This is a genomic window from Nocardia sp. XZ_19_385 (genome assembly GCF_015355755.1).
GTDB lineage: Bacteria > Actinomycetota > Actinomycetes > Mycobacteriales > Mycobacteriaceae > Nocardia.
In genome coordinates this window covers 41,309-60,044 of record NZ_JACVEE010000007.1, presented here as the reverse complement: position 1 = coordinate 60,044, position 18,736 = coordinate 41,309, and the positions used below count along the sequence as shown (strand labels likewise).

The 18,736-nt window shown below is 65.3% G+C and carries 17 protein-coding genes and 1 pseudogene; 10 read left to right on the top strand and 8 right to left on the bottom strand.

The window, feature by feature from the left end:
- Positions 1–3: 3 nt before the first annotated feature.
- Both IBX22_RS35190 and IBX22_RS35185 read left to right on the top strand, forming a co-directional pair.
- Positions 4–600 (top strand): hypothetical protein, encoded by a 597-nt coding sequence (locus IBX22_RS35190; protein WP_228540130.1) that lies wholly within the window; start codon positions 4–6, stop codon positions 598–600.
- A gap of 108 nt (positions 601–708) precedes the next feature.
- Positions 709–1,386, top strand: coding sequence for a TetR/AcrR family transcriptional regulator (locus tag IBX22_RS35185; RefSeq protein WP_375540314.1), 678 nt, complete (start codon positions 709–711; stop codon positions 1,384–1,386).
- Here the strand turns inward: IBX22_RS35185 and IBX22_RS35180 are convergent.
- A complete protein-coding gene (locus IBX22_RS35180; protein WP_194820159.1) occupies positions 1,383–2,387 on the bottom strand; it encodes an AraC family transcriptional regulator in 1,005 nt (334 codons plus the stop codon). The genes IBX22_RS35185 and IBX22_RS35180 overlap by 4 nt on opposite strands.
- A gap of 177 nt (positions 2,388–2,564) precedes the next feature.
- Between IBX22_RS35180 and IBX22_RS35175 the strand changes: the two genes are divergently transcribed.
- From IBX22_RS35175 to IBX22_RS35145, 7 genes are read left to right on the top strand one after another with little or no spacing between them, the layout of a single operon-like run.
- On the top strand, positions 2,565–3,422 hold the full coding sequence (locus IBX22_RS35175) for a MaoC/PaaZ C-terminal domain-containing protein (RefSeq protein WP_228540129.1): 858 nt from the start codon (positions 2,565–2,567) through the stop codon (positions 3,420–3,422).
- A 38-nt stretch (positions 3,423–3,460) separates the two neighbouring features.
- Positions 3,461–4,660, top strand: a complete 1,200-nt coding sequence (locus IBX22_RS35170) for a lipid-transfer protein (RefSeq protein ID WP_194820157.1) — start codon at positions 3,461–3,463, stop codon at positions 4,658–4,660.
- A 56-nt stretch (positions 4,661–4,716) separates the two neighbouring features.
- A complete protein-coding gene (locus IBX22_RS35165) occupies positions 4,717–5,148 on the top strand; it encodes an SRPBCC family protein (protein WP_194820156.1) in 432 nt (143 codons plus the stop codon).
- A 34-nt stretch (positions 5,149–5,182) separates the two neighbouring features.
- Positions 5,183–6,064, top strand: a complete 882-nt coding sequence (locus IBX22_RS35160; RefSeq protein WP_194820155.1) for an SDR family oxidoreductase — start codon at positions 5,183–5,185, stop codon at positions 6,062–6,064.
- Entirely contained in the window at positions 6,064–6,933 is an 870-nt protein-coding gene (locus IBX22_RS35155) for an alpha/beta fold hydrolase (RefSeq protein ID WP_194820154.1), read from the top strand. Before IBX22_RS35160 ends, IBX22_RS35155 begins: the two co-directional genes overlap by 1 nt.
- 20 nt (positions 6,934–6,953) lie before the next feature.
- Positions 6,954–8,078 carry an acyl-CoA dehydrogenase family protein gene (locus tag IBX22_RS35150; protein ID WP_194820245.1) on the top strand — a complete coding sequence of 375 codons (1,125 nt, stop codon included), beginning with the start codon at positions 6,954–6,956 and terminating at the stop codon, positions 8,076–8,078.
- Between the two features lie 36 nt (positions 8,079–8,114).
- Complete coding sequence (locus IBX22_RS35145) at positions 8,115–9,248, top strand: CaiB/BaiF CoA-transferase family protein (RefSeq protein WP_194820153.1); 1,134 nt, start codon at positions 8,115–8,117, stop codon at positions 9,246–9,248.
- A gap of 79 nt (positions 9,249–9,327) precedes the next feature.
- Here IBX22_RS35145 and IBX22_RS35140 read toward each other — a convergent pair whose 3' ends face one another.
- From IBX22_RS35140 to IBX22_RS35115, 6 genes are read right to left on the bottom strand one after another with little or no spacing between them, the layout of a single operon-like run.
- Positions 9,328–10,317 carry an alpha/beta hydrolase gene (locus IBX22_RS35140; RefSeq protein WP_194820152.1) on the bottom strand — a complete coding sequence of 330 codons (990 nt, stop codon included), beginning with the start codon at positions 10,315–10,317 and terminating at the stop codon, positions 9,328–9,330.
- A gap of 46 nt (positions 10,318–10,363) precedes the next feature.
- On the bottom strand, positions 10,364–12,142 hold the full coding sequence (locus IBX22_RS35135) for a long-chain fatty acid--CoA ligase (protein WP_194820151.1): 1,779 nt from the start codon (positions 12,140–12,142) through the stop codon (positions 10,364–10,366).
- A 15-nt stretch (positions 12,143–12,157) separates the two neighbouring features.
- Positions 12,158–13,660 (bottom strand): aldehyde dehydrogenase family protein, encoded by a 1,503-nt coding sequence (locus tag IBX22_RS35130; RefSeq protein WP_194820150.1) that lies wholly within the window; start codon positions 13,658–13,660, stop codon positions 12,158–12,160.
- Positions 13,657–14,106: an SRPBCC family protein gene (locus IBX22_RS35125; RefSeq protein ID WP_194820149.1), complete on the bottom strand. Its 450-nt coding sequence runs from the start codon at positions 14,104–14,106 to the stop codon at positions 13,657–13,659. Before IBX22_RS35125 ends, IBX22_RS35130 begins: the two co-directional genes overlap by 4 nt.
- The gene (locus tag IBX22_RS35120) at positions 14,106–14,966 is read right to left on the bottom strand and encodes an SDR family NAD(P)-dependent oxidoreductase (protein ID WP_194820148.1); all 861 of its coding nucleotides are present in this window, start codon (positions 14,964–14,966) and stop codon (positions 14,106–14,108) included. The genes IBX22_RS35125 and IBX22_RS35120 overlap by 1 nt, the downstream gene beginning before the upstream one ends.
- On the bottom strand, positions 14,963–16,435 hold the full coding sequence (locus IBX22_RS35115) for an NAD(P)/FAD-dependent oxidoreductase (RefSeq protein WP_194820147.1): 1,473 nt from the start codon (positions 16,433–16,435) through the stop codon (positions 14,963–14,965). The genes IBX22_RS35120 and IBX22_RS35115 overlap by 4 nt, the downstream gene beginning before the upstream one ends.
- Positions 16,436–16,546: 111 nt before the next feature.
- Here IBX22_RS35115 and IBX22_RS35110 point away from each other — a divergent pair, with 111 nt between their 5' ends.
- Entirely contained in the window at positions 16,547–17,557 is a 1,011-nt protein-coding gene (locus IBX22_RS35110) for an AraC family transcriptional regulator (protein ID WP_194820146.1), read from the top strand.
- A gap of 609 nt (positions 17,558–18,166) precedes the next feature.
- Here IBX22_RS35110 and IBX22_RS38640 read toward each other — a convergent pair.
- Positions 18,167–18,538 (bottom strand): annotated as a pseudogene (locus IBX22_RS38640) (TIGR02391 family protein); the annotation flags it as partial.
- Positions 18,539–18,736: the final 198 nt, after the last annotated feature.

Genomic DNA, 18,736 nt, shown 5'->3' with positions numbered 1-18,736 from the left:
GAGATGACCATGACCGAAACCGTCAGCAGCACAGTCGAACTCGAAAAGCCCGCGCCTCCCACACCTCGAAAGGCCGCGCCGCCGAAGGAAATCCGGCTCTCGACGGTGCTCACCGGTGTGGTGATCACCGCGCTCGTGCTCGGCCTGAGCTTGTTCGCGGCGCTGTGGCTGTCCGCGCGCGGCGACCTGCGCGACCGCGACGCCCGCGCATCCGAGGACAAGCACGCCGAACAGCTCGCCACCGACTACGCCCTCGGCGCCTCCACCATCGACCACAAGAACATCTCCGCCTGGTTCACCAACCTCAAGGCCAACACCGTCCCCCAACTGGCCGCCAAATTCGACGCCACCGCTCCCCAACTCGAACAAATCCTGCTCCCCCTGCAATGGAAATCGAGCGCCACCCCGCTCACCGCGGTAGTCACCTCCGAATCCGCCGGCATCCGCAAGGTAAACGTCTTCCTCAACGTCAACTCCGCCAGCGCCCAAACCCCTCAGGGCACCCAAACCACCGTCACCTACGCCGTCACCATCGACGAGAACGCCGGTTGGAAAATCACCGACGTCGGCGGCCTCGACGGCGCGCTACCCGGGAAATAATCCCGGTGAACGACGCTCGGACGCACCTGTACGGCACGCGCGGTTCGGTCATCGCTCACGCGCTTCGCTGTCCTGGGAACCGCGCGGAACGCGCAATACCGTCGGACCATGACAATGGCCGCAACAGCACCTGAACAGCGCTGGGTAACCAGCGGCGAGAGCAGCGAACCCCCCGTGCTGAGCAGCGGCGACGCACGCCGGGCACGCCGTAGCAGGCGACGCGAGCAATTACTGGTTGCCGCAGGTGAAGCCTTCGCCGCCGGCGGATACTACGCCACCAGCATGGATAACATCTCCCGGATCGCTGGAGTATCCAAACCTATTTTATATCAGCATTTCTCGAACAAGTTGGATCTCTACCTGGCGGTCCTGCAAGGCCATATCGACGTGCTCGTGCACAATGTCCGGCACGCGCTGCGGTCCACCACCGACAACGAGCAGCGGGTGCGGGCCGCCGTCGAGGCGTATTTCGACTTCGTCGATGACCGGACCCAGGGCTATCGGGTGGTCTTCGAATCCGACGTGCCCAGCGAGCCTTCGGTGCAATGGCGCACGGCCCAGGGCATCGAGGCGTGCGTCGACGCGATCTTCGACCTGGTCTCGCACAACTCCGGGCTCGACAACCACCGCGCCCGGACCCTGGCGGTCGGCCTGGTCGGCGCCAGCCAGTTCGCCGCACAGTACTGGCTCGAAGCCGGACGCCCGATTCCCAAATCCGAAGCGGTCGAGGCGACGGTCACCCTGTGCTGGGGCGGTGTATCCCGCCTGCCTCGACGCCCTTCCTAGGGACCGGTGGTGCCCTGGTAGGAACCGGGGGCGATGCCGGTCCACCGGCGGAAGGCGCGGCGGAAGGCACTGGGCTCGGAGTAGCCGAGCCGTTCGGAGAGCTCTTCGATCGTTTCCTCGCCCTGGACCAGGCTTTCGATCGCACGGTCTCGCAGGATGTCCTCCTGGATCGCGCGGAACGAGGTGCCCTCCTCGCGCAGGAGACGGCGCACGTGCTGTGCGCTCAGGGACAGTCGTTTGGCGACTTCCTCTGTGCTGAGCCATTCGGCGGAGGTGTTGCGCTCCAGAATGTTTCGCACGCGGTCAGCGGTGGTCACGTCGTAGCGACTGCGGAACAGCAAGCCGGCCGGCGCGCTGCGCAGGAACTCCTCCAACTCCGGTTCGGTGCGCACCACAGGGACCGGGAGATACATGGAGTCGAAGGTGAATGCGGCGCACGGTGCGTCGAATGTCGGTAGCACGCCGTAGATGAGGTGGTACTCGGAGCCGTCCGCCGGTGCGGGATAGGGCAATTCCACCGCGGTAAGCCGAATCTGCTTGCGAATCAACCACGACGCGAACCGGTGGGTGACCGCGACGGCGATATCGACCACCAGTGGGTCCAGCGGTGACTCCGGATTGCCGTGGATCGCCAGCCGCGCCCGTGCGCCGTCCACCGACAGCTCCGAGCGCAATCCGGTGCTGAGCATGACGAATTCGGTGAAGCGGGACAGCGCGGCTCGCAGATCGGGTGTGTGAATGATGCCCAGGGTGATCATTCGGAAGGTGCCGCGCGGGATGGGGCGCGGACCGAGACCCGCGAGCTCGTCGTCGGTGCGCTCCCACAATGACTGCATGACGCGGGCGGCCTGCTCCCGCGTGACGCGCACGCGGTCGTGCCCGATCATCTCGGGAGTGATGCGCGCATCGCGCAGCACACCGCGCATATCGACCCCGCGCGCGGCGGCGGTCGCCATGGCGGCCCGAATGAAGTCGATCGCCACGGTGCGATTCGCCATCATGCTCCTTCCTGGATCGACGAGACTGCAACGTATCAGCGGACCATGCGCGTTTCTGTCACGAACCGCGCGAGGACGAGTCATTCTCGCCACGCTCCGCCGTTCATAGCCTCGAAATATCAGCGAGCACGCCGTCGCCCGGCCGTGAAACGCGAACTATTTCTCCGAGGAGGACGGCACTTGTCAGAGCACGCGTTCAACGTCGACGGTATCGGCAGCTGGACTACCGAGATCGAATTCCCGGTCGAGAAGGAACGTACGATCGCGTACGCCGAGGCCACCAACGACCCGATCTCGCAGCACCTCGACGGCACCTACGCTCCCCCGGTGTTCGCCGTCGTTCCCGCGTTGACGGATATGGCCGACCACACCATGTCGGTCGTCCCGGACGAGCTGGTGTTCCGGATCCTGCACGGTGAGCAGGACTTCCGCTTCCACCGGGCGATCGTTCCCGGCGAGACGCTGCACGTGCGATCCAAGGTCCTCGGCATTCACGGCAAGTCCACCGGCGTCGTGGTGACCACCATCGGCGAAACCCGCGACGCGGCCGGTGAACTGGTCAACGAGCAGTACTTCTCCGGATTCTTCAAGGGTGGGGTATGGCCGCACGAGGCCGGAACCCTCGCCCCCGCACACTCTTTCGACGAATCACTGCGCAACCGCGCGGCCGATTTCATGGTCGAGCAGCAGTTCGACAAGGACCAGACCTTCCGCTACGCCGAACCGGCCGGTGATCCGATGCCGATCCACCTGGACGATGAATTCGCGAGGCAGATGGGCCTTCCCGGCATCATCATCCACGGCCTGTGCACCATGGCGTTCACCTCGCACGCGGTGCTGTCCCAGGTCGCGGTCGACGATCCGACCCGGCTCAAGCGCCTGGCGGTGCGGTTCAGCAAGCCCGCGCGACCGGAACAGACGATGACCACCTCGATCTGGCACACCGGCGAGACCGAGGGGCGGCAGATCTACGCCTTCGAGAGCGCGAGCAACGAGGGCGCCGCGCTCATCAAGGACGGCATCGCCGAGATCGCCTGATTCCCCTGCCCCACAGCGTAATTCATAGGAGTTGAACGATGAAGAACCGCGTATTCGTCATCGGCGTCGGCCTGACGAAATTCGAGAAGCCGGGCCGCCGCGAGGGCTGGGACTACCCGGACATGGCACTCGAGTCCGGCACCAAGGCGCTGCAAGACGCCGGAATCGCTTACGACAAGGTGCAGCAGGCCTATGCGGGCTATTGCTACGGCGATTCGTGTTCGGGCCACCGCGCCGTCTATGGACTCGGCCTGACCGGCATTCCCGTATTCAACGTGAACAGCAATTGCTCGACCGGTTCGAGCGCGATGTACCTTGCCGCCCAAGCCATTCGAGGCGGGCTCGCGGATTGCACCCTTGCCATCGGCTTCGAGAAGATGCAGCCCGGCTCGCTCGGCAACACCTACGAAGACCGTGAGCCGCCCATGCAGCGACACCTGCTGGCCATGGCCGAACTGCGGGAGATCGCGTTCCCGCCCGCGCCGTGGATGTTCGGCGCGGCGGGGCTGGAACACAATGAGAAGTACGGCTCCACACCGGAACACTTCGTCCAGATCGCGGTCAAGAACCACCGCCACTCGGTGAACAATCCGTACGCCCAGTTCCAGGACAGCTACACCGAGGACGAGATCAAGACCGCCAAGATGGTCTACGGAGCGGCGGGAATCACCCGGCCGATGTGCTCGCCCACCTCGGACGGTTCGGGTGCGGCGATCCTGGCCAGCGAGCGATTCGTCATCGAGAACGATCTCTCGGCGCAGGCGATCGAGATCGTCGGTCAATCGCTGGTCACCGACGTACCGGGCACCTTCGATAACAAGAGCCTGATCACCCTGGTCGGCGCGGATATGAGCCGCCTGGCCGCCCAGCGGGTCTACGAGCAGGCGCAGATCACCCCCGATGACGTGGACGTCATCGAACTGCACGACTGCTTCGCCCCCAATGAACTGCTCACCTACGAAGCGCTCGGCCTGGCCGCAGAGGGCGAGGCGCACAAGCTTCTCGACGCGGGCGACACCACCTACGGGGGTCGCTGGGTGGTCAACCCGTCCGGCGGCCTGATCTCCAAGGGCCACCCGCTCGGCGCGACCGGCCTCGCGCAGACCGCTGAGCTGGTCTGGCAGCTGCGCGGTCAGGCAGACCAGCGCCAGGTCGCCGGAGCCAAGGTCGCCCTGGCCCACAACATCGGACTCGGCGGATCCGCCGTGGTAACCGCCTACCGCCCCGCCGAGCGCTGATCCCGCGCTGCGGCAATCCCACACTCCGACATACACATTCGAGAAGGAATCAACTCATGGCACTGGCATCGGCCTCCAAGGAAATCGCGGCTTCGCAGGACAAGGTGTGGGCGATCATCGCCGACCCGAGCCGCAATGCCGAATGGAACACCCTGCACGACAAGTGGAAGAGCGAAGCTCCGACCGTGATCGCCCAGGGCGACAAGATGAGCGAAGTCGTCTCGATCATGGGTATGCCCAACACGATCGTCTGGGAGGTCACCCAGTACGACGCCCCCAATACCTTCACCATCTCCGGGGCCGGCATGGCAAACGCCAAGGTCACCTTCACCATGTCCGTCGAAGCCAACGGTGCAGGGTCGATCGCCAAGATCGACGCCGAGTTCATCAGCCAGATGATGGTCGGCGCGATCGGCAAGGCCATCGAGCGCACCGCCTTCAAGGAGCTGGAAGCCTCGCTGCTCAAGCTGGCCGACCTCGTCGCCTGATCACCCACTTCCACACCTAGACAAGGGAACTCACATGGGTGCAACAGATTCTTCACGCGTCGCGATCGTCACCGGGGCGGGACGCGGCATCGGCCGCGAACACGCGCGGCTGCTGGCCTCGCAAGGTATTGCCGTGGTCGTCAACGACCTCGGCGGGTCCAATGACGGCGCCGGCTCCGACGCCGGCCCGGCACAGCAGGTCGTCGATGAAATCATCGCCGCGGGCGGCAGGGCGGTCGCCAACACCGACAGCGTCAGCGACTGGGATGGTGCGAAGAAGCTTGTCGACCAGGCGATCTCAGAGTTCGGCGGTCTCGACATCGTGGTGAACAACGCGGGCATCCTGCGCGACGCGTTCATCGCGGGCATCGAGCGCGCGCAGTGGGAATCGGTGATCGGTGTGCACCTGAACGGCCACTTCAATGTGCTGCGCCACGCGGCCGTGTACTGGAAAGAGCAGTCGAAGGCGGGAACGCCGCGCAATGCCTCGGTGATCAACACCGCCTCCGCCTCGGGCACCTTCTCGACGCTGCCCGGACAGGTCAACTACGCCGCTGCCAAGGCGGGCATTGCCGCGATGACTCTCGTTGCCGCCGAAGAACTCTCGCGGTACGGGGTGCGTGTCAACGCGATTGCGCCGGTGGCCCGCACCCGGCTTACCCTGGCCACCCCCGGCATGGCCGCCATCTTCGCCGAAGAGGTGCCCGAGGGCGAATTCGACGCCTTCAGCCCGGCCAATATCGCGCCCATCGTCGCCTACCTGGCGAGTGAGAAGTGCCCGCTCAATGGCAAGGTGCTCGCGGTGCAGGGCGGTGCCGTCTCGCTACTCGAAGGCTGGACCTTCGCCGAGACGGTCGAAGTCGACGGACCGTGGGTCCTGGACGAGCTGCCCGCGCAGTTCGATCGCTGGTCCTGATGCCCACGTCGTTCAGCGTCGAGCGACGGGCCACCTACTCCGAGTACCGCACTCGTGAACTGGTGGTGGCCGGTGACGGCCCCACCATCGTGCTGGTGCACGGTTTCGCACACGCGGCCGAGACCTGGATTCCCCTTCTCGATCTCCTGCACCGGGCCGGGCGGGCGGCGGTAGCCGTCGACCTGCCCGGCTTCGGGAAGGCCGATCCGCTGCTACCGGGCAGCCTGGTGCCGCAGCTGGATAGGTTTCTCGGAGAGGTGATTCGGCGCTACGCGGGTTCCAACGGTGTTGTACTGGTGGGCAACTCACTCGGCGCGGCCATGGCGCTCCGGGCCGGGCGCGCGGTCGACCTGCCTGTCAATGCGGTGGTCGCCCTCGATACCGCCGGGATCACCTGGAGGCGGCTCGTCTCGATCGGGCTCGATCCGATCGTCAGCGCGAATCAGCTCTACGCCGCTATTGGCTGCCCCGAGCGAGTGCATCGATCCTTGGCCACCAGAGCCGCGCAATCGCTGCTGTACGGGCGCAAATCCGCAGTTGTTCCCGAGGTCGTGGCACAACTCGCGGCGGTCGCATCCGACCCCGCCGAAACCCACCGGCTCCTACGCTTGGGCGCCCGATTCAAGGCCGAGCTCGACCGCACGACCGATCACGGCGACGTGCGTGTCCCACTGGTCGCCGTGCACGGTGCCCGTGACCGGCTCGTTCCGGTCTCGGCCAGTCGAATTCTGTACGACGCCAACCCCGGCAGCCGACTTGTCGTGCTGCCGCATGCCGGGCATTGCCCCCAACTCGATGCCACCTCTGCTGTCTCCCAGCTGGTCCGGGAAATGGCGGGCATCTCGAACACTTCCAGGGAGATCTCGTGACCGCGCACCGCCCCGGGTGGATGAACGACGACCTCGACCAGGTCGCCGAACTGGCCCGCAACTTCTTTACCAAATATTGTGTGCCGCACGAGGACCGGTGGTCCAAGCAGCAGCACGTAGACCGGGACGTCTGGTACGAGGCGGGCGAACTCGGCCTGCTGTGTGCCAGCATCCCCGAGGAATACGGCGGTGGCGGCGGTAACTTCGCCCACGAGGCGGCCATCGGCATCGAGCAGGTCCGCACTCTCGCACCGAGTTTCGGCGGCATGCTGCACAGCGGCATCATCGCGCACTACATCAACGCGTACGGCACCCACGAGCAGAAGCTCGCGTGGCTGCCCAAGATGGCCAGCGGCGAGATGGTCGCCGCCATCGCCATGACCGAGCCGGGTACCGGATCCGATCTGCAGGCGATCAAGACGCGGGCGGTCAAAGAGGGCGGAGACTACGTCATCAATGGCGCGAAAACTTTCATCTCCAATGGGTTCCTGTGCGATCTCGTCATCGTGGTAGCCAAGACCGCCGATGCCGGTGGGATCGGCGATGTTTCGCTGATCGGCGTGGAAACCAAGGATCTCCCCGGATTCTCGCGTGGGCGCAACCTCGAGAAAGTCGGCCAGCACGGCCAGGACACCTGCGAGCTGAACTTCGTCGACGTGCGGGTGCCCCAGGCCAATGTCCTGGGCAGGGTGGAGGGGCAGGGCTTCATCCAGCTCATGCAGCAGCTCCCGCAGGAGCGGCTCATTCTCGCGGTCTCGGCGGCGGCCACCGTCGAGAAGGCGGTCCAGGTGACCGTCGACTACGCCAAGGAACGCACCGCGTTCGGCAAACCGATCTTCGCCTTCCAGAACACCAAATTCGTCCTCGCCGAATGCGACACCCTCGCCTCGGTGTGCTGGACCTACCTGGACAGCTGCATCGAGAAGCATCTGCGCGGCGAACTCGACATCACCACAGCCGCCAAGGCCAAATGGTGGCTCACCGAACAGCAGTGCATCGTCGTGGACCGCTGCGTGCAGATCTTCGGCGGCTACGGCTACATGGTCGAGTACCCGATCGCCCGCATGTACGCCGACTCCCGCATCCAGAAGATCTACGGCGGCACCAGCGAAATCATGAAGGAACTGATTTCGCGAAGCCTGTAGTGCCCCTACCTATCTCAACCAGAAAGTAGAGCGATCATGGGCCCGTTGACCGGAGTCAAAGTAGTCGAAATCGCAAGTCTCGCACCGGCTCCCTTCGGGTGCATGATCCTCGCCGATCTGGGCGCGGAGGTCCTGCGCGTAGATCGGGCGAGCGGATCGGCCGCGGTGACCCCGCCGGCCGGTCCCCTCGATCGCGGCCGCCGCAGCGTCGCGGTGGACCTCAAGAGCCCCGAAGGGGTTGCCGCGGTCAAGCGGTTCGTCCGAGACGCCGACGTCTTCATCGAAGGTTTCCGCCCCGGCGTCGCCGAACGACTCGGCATCGGACCCGACGAGTTGCTGGCGGTGAATCCGCGACTGATCTACGGCCGGATGACCGGCTGGGGCCAGGAAGGTCCACTGGCTCCGCGAGCCGGACACGACATCAACTACATCGCCATCGCCGGTGCGCTCGAGCCGATCGGCCGTGCCGGAGAACGCCCCCACGCACCCCTGAATCTCCTGGGCGACTTCGCCGGTGGCGGATCATTCCTGGCTCTGGGTGTGCTCGCGGCGCTCTATGAGCGCGAACGCTCAGGCAAGGGCCAGGTCATCGACGCCGCAATGGTCGACGGTGCGAATATCCTCATGTCGTTCCTGCACGGCATGCGCGCGGGCGGCATGTGGCCGAACCCGCGCGGGGAGAACATGCTCGACGGCGCCGCCCCGTTCTACGACACCTACGAGACCGCCGATGGCAAGTATGTGGCGGTCGGCTGCGTGGAACCGCAGTTCTACGCTCAACTGCTGGACAAGCTCGGCATCGACGCTGCCGGACTGCCGTTCCAAATGGACCCGGCCGGGTTCGAGGAGACGAAAAAGCTGGTCGGAGAAGCATTCCGAACAAAGAACCGCGATGAATGGGCCAGCCTCTGCGCCGATTCCGATGCCTGCGTGTCCCCGGTCCTGTCACCGTGGGAGGCACACGAACACCCACACAACCAGGCGCGCAAGGCATTCGTCGAAGTCGGCGGAATGATCCAGCCCGCTCCCGCCCCGCGCTTCAGCCGCTCGCAGCTCGATGAACCAGTAGCCATGGATACCGGCGGGCGCGATATCGCAGCAGCCCTGACCGCCTGGGGTTTGCCGGAGTCCGAGATCGCGGACTTGACACGCGCGTGCACGGTGCGATAGATCGAGCTGATCGCGCCGCCGAGACACCGGGGCCGGAATCACCAATGCTTCTTGCGTGCAGTGATTTCCGGCCCTGCGGCTATTCAGCGGCAGGGCCCTGTTCTTCGTCCGGTCGGTGACCGGCCGGACCGGTAACCATTCGGCTGCGGAGGAAGTCCGCGGAGCAGCGAATCGCAGCCCGGCCCTGGGGCAGTACGCCGGCCAGGATTTGGAAGACGTGCGGCTGGCCCGGCCAGATTTGCAGTGCGCAGTCGCGGTCGGCGGCGTGCAGGGATTCGGCAAGAGCGTGGGCGTCGTCTCGCAGGATGTCGAGTTCGCCGATCTGGATCAGGATGGGTGGCCAGCGTCGTTTGTCGGCAGCGAGGATGTCGACGCGCGGGTCGGTGGGGGGCACGCCACCGAGGTAGGACGCAGCGCCCTCAGCCAAGAAGGCGAACGGTAACAACGGATCCGGGGCGCGCAGGTTGGCCTGGCGGGCGAGTTCCCCGGACAAGTCGGCCGCCGGGGAGTAGAGCGCGGCCGCCGCGGGCATGGGGAGGCCGAGTCGGTGGATATCATTCAGTAGCGCGGCGGTGAGGTGACCGCCCGCCGAATCTCCCGCTATGGCAATACTTTCCGGAGCGAGGCCGGTGTCCAGCAGCAAACGGTAGGCGGCGAGGGTGGCGTCCTGTGCTGCCGGAAATGGCTGTTCCGGAGCGAGCGGGTAATCCAGCAGGAATACCGGACAACCCGCGTGCTGCGACAGCCGTTTGGCGATTCCGTAATGCGAACGGCTGGAACCGAAGAAGTAGCAGCCACCGTGCAGGTAGAGAATGGCACCAACACCGGCTGACGACCTTCGACCCGCGTGAACCCATTGGCCGCGTATCGATTCCGTGCGCACCGACCGGCTTCGCGCCGTGAGCGGGTTGCGCAATATCCCGGTGGAATCGGCGAGCAGACGAATTATTCGGACGCTACGGTCGGTCAGCGTCCAATCATCTATTCGGGTGCGCATTGTCCGGCAGAGCCTTCCGACCAGGTCGCTGCGCCGAGTCGCGGGCAGGACGGCGGCCTCGGGGTGTCTCACCGTTGAGCTCCTTCGATGTGTGGGTCGGGCACCCTGCGAAACGTCGTCACGCGTAGAGGTGTTCGATCATTTCCGCGTAGTTGGCGTTGATGGGCTTGCGCCGTAGCTTCATGGTCGGGGTGAGAACGTCGCTGCCCGGCTCCCAGAAGTCGGGGACGATCGCGAACTTCTTGATCTGTTCGACGCGGGAGAGTTTGGCGTTGGCCAGTTCGACCGCGGCTTCGACTGCTGCGCGGATTCCCGGATCCTTCGCCAGGGTCGCGGGATCGGCTGCGACACCCGTCTTTTCGGCGTAAATCGCGGCAGCATCAGGATCCAGTGCGATCAGTGCGACATTGTATTTTCGGTTGTCGCCGATCGCGATGGCTTGGCCGATCAGCGGCGAGAAGGCCTTGATCCAGCTTTCGATATTGCCCGGCGACATGTTCTTGCCGGCCGCGTTGATGATGAGTTCCTTCTTGCGGTCCACGATGGTCAGATAGCCGTCCGCGTCGATGGCGCCGACGTCGCCGGTCGCCACCCAGCCGTCCGCGTCGATCGTTTCCGCGGTCTTCTCGGGCTGATTGAGATAGCCCTTCATCACGAACGGTCCGCGAGCCAGGATTTCGCCATCCTCGGCGATACGGAGCTCGCAACCGCGCACGGGACGGCCGACCGTGCCGGGGCGCAGATTGTCGGGGGTATTGAGCGTGACGACCCCGGAAAGTTCCGACATACCCCAGGTGTCGCCGACCGGAATCCCGAGACCGTTGAAGTAGCGCAGCACATCCGGCGAGATGGGCGCAGCCGCGGACACCGCCAGCGTCAGACCGTCCAGCCCCAGGGCCGAGCGCAGCTTCGCCAGCACGAGGCGATCCGCGAGTTGGTGTTGCAGTCGCAACGCCAGGCCGGTGGACTTGCCGTCCAGGCGCGCATCGGATGTCTCACGGCCGACCTCGACGGCCCACTTCGCCGGTGCCGCTTTGATTCCGGTGGCCTCACCCAGTTTGGCCTCGACCGCCGCCTTCAGTTTCTGCCACACCTGCGGGACTCCGCCGAACACCGTGGGGTGGGTGTCCGCCAGTGCGGCGGCGAAGTCCTTGCGGTCGGCGACCGTGGTGATCTGATTGCCGTAGACCTCGATCGTGTAGAGCGCGGTCCACCGGTCGGCGATATGCGCACTGGGCAGATAGGAGACAATCCGGCCGTTGTGGTCGATACGCAGTAGTTCGTCGAACGCGTCGATCAGCGCGAGCACATTCGCATGGGTCAGCTGAACGCCTTTAGGATTGCCCGTGGTGCCGGAGGTGTAGATCAGGGTCAGCACGTCATCGGGCCGCACAGCCTGCCAAGCCGCGGTGAAGTCGAATGCCGGGTCGGTCATCGCGATAGCGGCGTCCAGGCTGATGGTCCCCGCGAGTTCGGCGTCGATACAGACGACATGCTCGACCGCGGTGCCCGGTATCGCGGCCAGCAGGCGATCGGCGAATTGGCTCTCGCACAACACGACTCGTGCCCCGGAATCGGACAGCAGGTAGTTGATCTGCTCTACCGCCGAGGTGTTGTAGATGGAGAACGGGGTGCCGCCGAGGTGTTGGACGGCGACGTCGATCGGGTAGAACTCCGGCCGATTGGCCATCATCAACGCGACCCGGTCGCCGTGTCCGACACCGAGGGCACTGAGCGCACCCGCGAGTTCGCGGACCCGTTCACCCCACTCGCGGAAGGTGAGGGTCGTGGCACCGCCGACCGTGCGGATCGCCACGGCATCCGGGCGGCGGCGGGCGATGGTTGCTTGGAACGCCGCGCACATGGTGGTGGCCTCGGCTGCGAAAGTCTTTGTCATCGGCGGAAACTCCGTCTACTTCAGGCCGAGTCGGCGCGGCACGCCACTGGCATCGAACAGGCGCACCGTGCGGGCGATCAGGGCGCTTTTGAAGGGGGTGTAGGGAAACCAGATCAGTACGTTGAGCCGGTGCAGTGAGACCCTCGGCGTCGTAATCGACTGGGGGCGGCAGTATTTGAGCACTCCCTCGGCACCACCGTGGCGTCCGCCGATCCCGGATTCCTTCCACCCGTGCATCGGCAGTGGGAAGCAGAGCAAATGCGCTTGCACATCATTGACGTCCACCGCACCGACCTGTAGCTGTGCGGCGACCTGCTCACCCGCGCGCCGATCCCGGGTCCAGACGCTGGCAGAGAGCCCGTATGGGCTGTCATTCGCCAGCCGGATGGCCTCATCGAGGTTGTCGTAGGCCATGACCGGCAGTACCGGGCCGAAGGTTTCCTCCCGCATCACCACCATGCTGTGGTCGACATCGACGAGAACGGTGGGCGCGACCAGCGTTCCGTCTCCGGTCGGTATCCCACCGGTCCGGGCGTGGGCTCCGGCGTCGAGGGCTTGCGCGAGTTGGGATTCCACGATCGCGCGCTGGGCCTGTGTGGTGAGGGGCCCGATATCGGTCGCTGGTCCGCCGGTCGTGTCCACGGTGAGCTGCTCGACCTCGGCGGTGAGCAGCCGAACGAACTCCTCGTGCACCGAGGAGTGCACGTAGACACGCTCGACGGCGGTGCACATCTGTCCCGCGTTGGCCAGTCCGCCCCAGACAATGCCTTTGGCCGCGAAGGCCAGATCCGCATCGGGCAGCACGATCGCGGGATCCTTGCCACCGAGTTCGAGGCCACACGGGATCAGTCGCGTACCCGCCCGCGCGGCAATCTGCCGTCCGGTCCGGGTGGAACCGGTGAACTGGACATAGTCGACCGCGTCGACGACCGCCGCACCTGCGGCCGCCGCACCGGTAGCCGCGGCGAACACCGTCGGCGCGCCGATCTCCGCCCATCCGACGGCCAGCTCCTGTATGGCCAGCGGCGTGAACTCCGACGGTTTCACGATCACGGCGGCACCGGCCAGCAGTGCGGGCACCAGATCCAGCGTGGCTTGCGCGAGCGGGAAGTTCCACGGGGTGATGACACCGACGACCGGATACGGGTGGTAGGTCACGCTCAGTCGCTTGAGCGCGGTCAACGGACCGTGCGGCCACGGGCGACGCGCACGCTGAAATCGTTCGGCATTGCGCACGTAGTAGGTCATATGGTCCACGGCGATCGCCACTTCGAGCAACGCCTCACCGATCGGCTTGCCGGACTCGCGGCGGATCACCTCGGCCACGCCGTTAGTGTTGTCCACCAGCCAATCTCGCAGACGGCCCAGCCAACGTGCGCGACCGGCCGCGCCCAGCCCCTCCCAGGCGGTTTGTGCCAGCCGCAGCTCGCCCACCATGCGCGCGATGTCCTCGGCCTGGTCGGGAACGGTGGCGAACAGGGCCCCGTCGGCGGGATCCAGGATGTCGATATCGGTCACGAGCGGACACCCCTACGGCATTCACGAGCGGCGGTAGCCAGGATCAATCGAAAGCCCGCACCGAGCGCGACGGCTCCGAGCGCTGTCGCGGCTTTGCCGATGACAGGCGTGCTGACCTGGAAGAAGATCGTCCACACCACGAGGGTGCGATCGCCCTCTGGCCGCAGCTCGATGGTGCCGCCGCGGTGCGGCAACGACGGCTTGCTCCGGCGCACGACATAACCGATCCGCGACGGCGGGGTGAACTCGGTAATCTCCTCGGAGAACAGCACTCCCGCGGCCGATACCTCACGACGCAGCCCGACACCCCTCGGGTCGGGTGCACCGGGGCTGGTCGATATCGCGCGAAAGATCCCGGGCACCCGCGCATAGTTCGTGACCTCGGCAAGCCAGTCGAACACCACCTCGATCGGCGCATCAATGGTGCGCTGTATCGCGAATGCCATTATGCGGTGCCCTCCGCCGCGTCTTCCCGCGCGCGTGCCTGCGCCACCAGCTGCCGGAACTTCGGCAGCCGGGCCAGCGCGGCATCACCCAATGGGCCCGATATCCCGCGCAGCCAATCCAGTGGCAACCACGGTGCGGGAGCGACGATCCACGACTTTCGGCGTTCGACCCCGCGCAGCAATTCCGCGGCGGCGCGCTCGGGGCTGATGCGCTTGGTGAGCGCACCGGGAAACAGCGCCTCGAGCTGCTCGGTCAGCGGGTCGCCGTCGAAGCTGCCGTGCACCAAATCGGTGTCGACGAATCCGAAATGCGCTGTGGTGACGGCGATTCCCTCGGTGGCGAGTTCGACGTGCAGGGTCCGGCCCAGGGCTTCCACACCGGCTTTGCTCACCGCGTACGGTGCGCAGAACGCCCCGTTGAGGTACGAGTACACCGAGGCGACCAGCACGATCTGCCCTGAAGTGGCCCGCAGATGCGGTAGACCGGCTTGAACGGTATTCCAGGCCCCGCGCAGATTGATCCCGATCACCCGATCGAATTCCGCTGTGCTGGTGCCGGATACGGTGACCATTTTCGGCGCCACCCCCGCATTCGCGAACACGACGTCGAGACCACCGAGCGCCACGGCAGCCGCATCGATGGCCGCACGGAGCTGGTCGGCGTCCGTCACATCGGCGACGAAGGCGCAGGCCGCCGGGCCGAGCTGTTCGGCGGCCTGCTTCACGGCGAGATCGTCGCGGTCCAGCAATGCCACGCGCGCACCACGTTCGATGGCATCGCGAGCGGTGGCGAAGCCGATGCCGCGGGCGGCGCCGGTGATCACAATCCGCTTGCCGGACAATGTCTTTCGCTGCGTCATCGGGAGACCGCCCTGCCGTGTTCGTAGTTGTCGAAGTTCACCGTGTCGGTCGCTCGTGCGTAGGCGAGATGAGAGCCCGGCCAGACGGCGGTCACCTTGCCGTCCTCGGTGTGGTACCAACCCGGACAGCCGGTGGTGAATACCGTGCCGGCGAGCTTGCCCTGTAGGTCTGCGTTGAATTCGTCCTGCGCGTCCTGGCGAAGGTCGAGCCAGCCGCCCTGCCCGGCGATCCGCTGCAACGCGAGCCGCACATAGCGGGCTTGTTTCTCCAGCAGGTAGATGACAGTGTTGGTCAGCGAACCGGTATTCGGGCCGTACATCATGAACAGGTTCGGGTATCCGGCCACCGAAATACCCAGGTACGCTTCGGGTCCGCGCTTCCACTCGGCGTGTAGGTCGCGGCCGTCTCGGCCGATGATATCGATCGGCGCCAGGTATTCGCTGGCGGTGAATCCGGTGCACCACACGATGACATCGACCTCGACGTGCGAACCGTCGGTCAGCACCAGGCCCGTCTCGGTCACTCGCTCGACACCCTCGGTGTGCAGTGACACGTGGTCGCGATCCAACGTCGGGTACCACTTGTTGGACACCAGGACTCGATTGCAGCCGAAGCGGTAGTCCGGCCGCACCTTCGAACGTAGCTCCGGATCGCGGATCTCACGAAACATTTTGAACCGCAGCCACTTCTCGAAGCCGAGCTGCAGCGGATACGCCTTGCGAGAGATGAGCGGGGCACGCGACTCGTACCAGATCCACTCGATATTGTGCTGCAGGCGAGCCAGGCCGGGGATCGTCCCGAGTAGGCGACGCAACACCGGATTCGTGCGGTGATCCCATTTATTGCCGATCCAGTACGCCGAGCGCTGCACCACATGCAGCTCGCCGACTTGGTCCGCGATCGCGGGCACAATCTGCACGGCACTCGCGCCGCTGCCGACCACCGCGACCTTCTTGCCCACCAGATCGACGCCATGAATCCACTCCGCAGAGTGGAACTGGATTCCCGAGAACTCCTCGCGCCCTTCGACATCGGGAATCTTGGGCCGGGACAGCTGGCCCGTCGCGCAGATCAGTGCGTCGAACCGGTGCGTTTCACCACCGGCCAGCCGGACCTGCCACTGTCCCGCGTCCTCATCGAACGACGCGGCGATGACCTCCGTGCCGAATCGAATCTTGGGTGTCACCCCATATTTATCGGCGGTGCGGACCAGGTAGTCGTGGATCTCGGGTTGCGACCCGAATCGGCGCGACCAGTCGGACTCGAGCTCGAAGGAGAACGAGTAGATGGGCGAGGGCACATCGCAGGCCGCACCCGGATACGAATTGGCCCGCCACACACCCCCGACAGAGTCGCCGCGCTCGAACACGATGTAATCACCGAGGCCGTTGCGGTCCAGTTCCATCGCGGCGGCGAGGCCACCGAAGCCGGCACCGATAATGCCGACCCGGGGTATCGAAGACTTCATGCTGGGCAGAGTAAGAATCAGGACGCGGTGACGTCGTTGTCACATCAGGGCGTATCTTTGACATTCGCGGACACAATAGTGCCGGGAGTCACAGGCGAGGAGTCGCGGAGTATGCCCGCATGGGATCACCCCCGTGGCCCCGCGGCCGCGCGAATACTGGTCGAACTGGGAGTAGATCATGGCAGGACCGCAACCGAATGCCTGGTCGGATCGGGATTGTCGCCCGCCGACCTGATCGATCCGGACACCCAGGTCGAGGCTGGTCAAGAGTTGACGATCGCCCGCAATCTGTTGTGCCGCCTCGGTGATGTTCCCGGCCTCGGCGCGGACGCCGGAAGCCGCTATACCTATGGTGCGCTGGGCATCTGGGGCTACGCCATCCTGTCCAGCCCTAGCGTGCGCGAAATGATCCGGCTCGGCGTCCGCTACGCCGAACTGTCCTTCGCCTTCATCAAACCGATGGTCGAGCCCGGCGAGGAATACTCCGCGGTGGTTTTCGACGATGCCGAGATCCCGCCTGATGTGTGCGCCTTCTTCGTCGAACGCGAGCTCACCAAAATCGCCACCCTGCTCCCGGTCATCGTCGGCCCCCGGCGCGGGGTTCGAATAGAGACCTCTTTCACCGGCGCCCGCGCGAGCGCCCTACGCCAACGGATCGGCGCCATACCGCTCACCACCGGCACCCACCGCCATGCCATCGTCTTCGACACCGCCATCCTGGATGCCCCTCTCCCCCAGTCGGATTCAGTCGTCGCCCGCGCACTCGAACAACAATGCGACCAATTACTGACCCTGCGGCACCAACGCCGCGGCACCGCAGGCCACGTCCGCTCCCTGATCCTGGCCGAACTCGACACCTCACCCAGCATGGAAACCATCGCGGCCCGCCTGCACCTCGATGAGCGCACCCTGCGCCGCCGCCTCGCCGCCGAGAGCACCACCTTCCGCGAACTCATCGACGAAATCCGCGCCACCCTCGCCGATGATCTACTCACCATCGACGGCATCACCCTCGGCGAGATCGCCGGACGCCTCGGCTACCACGACGCAGCCTCCTTCAGCCGCGCCTACCGCCGCTGGACCGGACACACTCCCCGCCAGCTTCACCGCGCCATCCCCTGACGGGAAAGCACGTGCGCCTCGAGCCGGTCACGCACCATCGAGCTCTGTACCGGACACGGGCTGAACCCTCACCGGACGGAGAAATCCGTGGACCATTTGTGGACCAGAGACGATACGACCCAGCAGATTGTGGGCCACCCGTGGACCACCCGTTCTGCCCGTAACACCCGTGACCAGCGGGTATGCTCGCTATGCGCGCGGGAACAACGAGCGTTCCGTGCGTGAAATGTCCTTATCGGGTACCTACTTTTGACTGGGGGTCAGTGGTCGCAGGTTCAAATCCTGTCAGCCCGACAGAAAACCCCTTCCGACCTTGGTCGGAAGGGGTTCTTCATTTCCCGACCACCCGAAGAGCGGGACCAGAACGGGACCGCAAGTGCTCGGAGAACTTATCGCCAGCGGCTCCGATCGCGGTGTGATCGGGATGCAGATACTTCTCGGTGGTTCGACTGTCGGCGTGACCGGCGATCCGCTGAAGCAGGTGCAAGCTGCCCCGGCATCGGCCATCCACGTCAGTCATCTCCAAAGTGTGGCAAGACGAGCCGGATTCCGCCAGCCGGCGTTCGAGTACTCCCGACAGGTCTCAGTGCCCTCAGAAGATCTCGGCTATCAGGAAGGCTGGATCTTCGCTCGATCGAGGGCTCGGTGCATGACGCTCGCAACGTGGAGCCATTCGACAATCTCGTCTCGGTCGAAGTCGGGGTCGGCCGGCCTATGGGCACGAGGGTTACGTCCAGCACGGAACAACGCCATACCGAGGAACATGTACCCCTCTTGCTCACTGATCTCCGTCTGCGTGACGCCGTCGTTGAGGGCAATCAGCCTCTTTCGCCCTAGTGTCTCTCCGACAAGAACGGCCCCGTCTTGGTCGACGACACCGCTCAGTTGGCGAAGGCGGGCTCCAATGCTCTTACATGCTTCCTCAAGCGCGTCGTCGCCGTGGCCGTTCCTCAGCCGAGAAATGGCACCAGCCTTGATGGCTGGATGAAGATGCTGTCACGGGGCAGTAGCTCGTCCGGAGATGGCCTCGAACGTAGGGATGCCGAGCTCGGTTCCTGTCGCCGTCGCCTGAGCGTGGCGTCTATCTGGGCGATTGGTCTTGACGCCGCCGTAGCTGACTTGGAGACCCTCCACTTCGCCGAGCCAGCCTTCGCGTTTGGCTTCGATGATGCGTGCCGA

Excerpts from the sequence above, each read along its gene's own strand:
- IBX22_RS35190 (WP_228540130.1), top strand. The coding sequence starts at position 4 with ATGACCATGACCGAAACCGTCAGCAGCACAGTCGAACTCGAAAAGCCC.
- IBX22_RS35185 (WP_375540314.1), top strand. The coding sequence starts at position 709 with ATGACAATGGCCGCAACAGCACCTGAACAGCGCTGGGTAACCAGCGGC.
- IBX22_RS35180 (WP_194820159.1), bottom strand. The coding sequence starts at position 2,387 with ATGATGGCGAATCGCACCGTGGCGATCGACTTCATTCGGGCCGCCATG.
- IBX22_RS35170 (WP_194820157.1), top strand. The coding sequence starts at position 3,461 with ATGAAGAACCGCGTATTCGTCATCGGCGTCGGCCTGACGAAATTCGAG.
- IBX22_RS35165 (WP_194820156.1), top strand. The coding sequence starts at position 4,717 with ATGGCACTGGCATCGGCCTCCAAGGAAATCGCGGCTTCGCAGGACAAG.
- IBX22_RS35160 (WP_194820155.1), top strand. The coding sequence starts at position 5,183 with ATGGGTGCAACAGATTCTTCACGCGTCGCGATCGTCACCGGGGCGGGA.
- IBX22_RS35155 (WP_194820154.1), top strand. The coding sequence starts at position 6,064 with ATGCCCACGTCGTTCAGCGTCGAGCGACGGGCCACCTACTCCGAGTAC.
- IBX22_RS35150 (WP_194820245.1), top strand. The coding sequence starts at position 6,954 with ATGAACGACGACCTCGACCAGGTCGCCGAACTGGCCCGCAACTTCTTT.
- IBX22_RS35145 (WP_194820153.1), top strand. The coding sequence starts at position 8,115 with ATGGGCCCGTTGACCGGAGTCAAAGTAGTCGAAATCGCAAGTCTCGCA.
- IBX22_RS35135 (WP_194820151.1), bottom strand. The coding sequence starts at position 12,142 with ATGACAAAGACTTTCGCAGCCGAGGCCACCACCATGTGCGCGGCGTTC.
- IBX22_RS35125 (WP_194820149.1), bottom strand. The coding sequence starts at position 14,106 with ATGGCATTCGCGATACAGCGCACCATTGATGCGCCGATCGAGGTGGTG.
- IBX22_RS35120 (WP_194820148.1), bottom strand. The coding sequence starts at position 14,966 with ATGACGCAGCGAAAGACATTGTCCGGCAAGCGGATTGTGATCACCGGC.
- IBX22_RS35115 (WP_194820147.1), bottom strand. The coding sequence starts at position 16,435 with ATGAAGTCTTCGATACCCCGGGTCGGCATTATCGGTGCCGGCTTCGGT.
- IBX22_RS35110 (WP_194820146.1), top strand. The coding sequence starts at position 16,547 with ATGCCCGCATGGGATCACCCCCGTGGCCCCGCGGCCGCGCGAATACTG.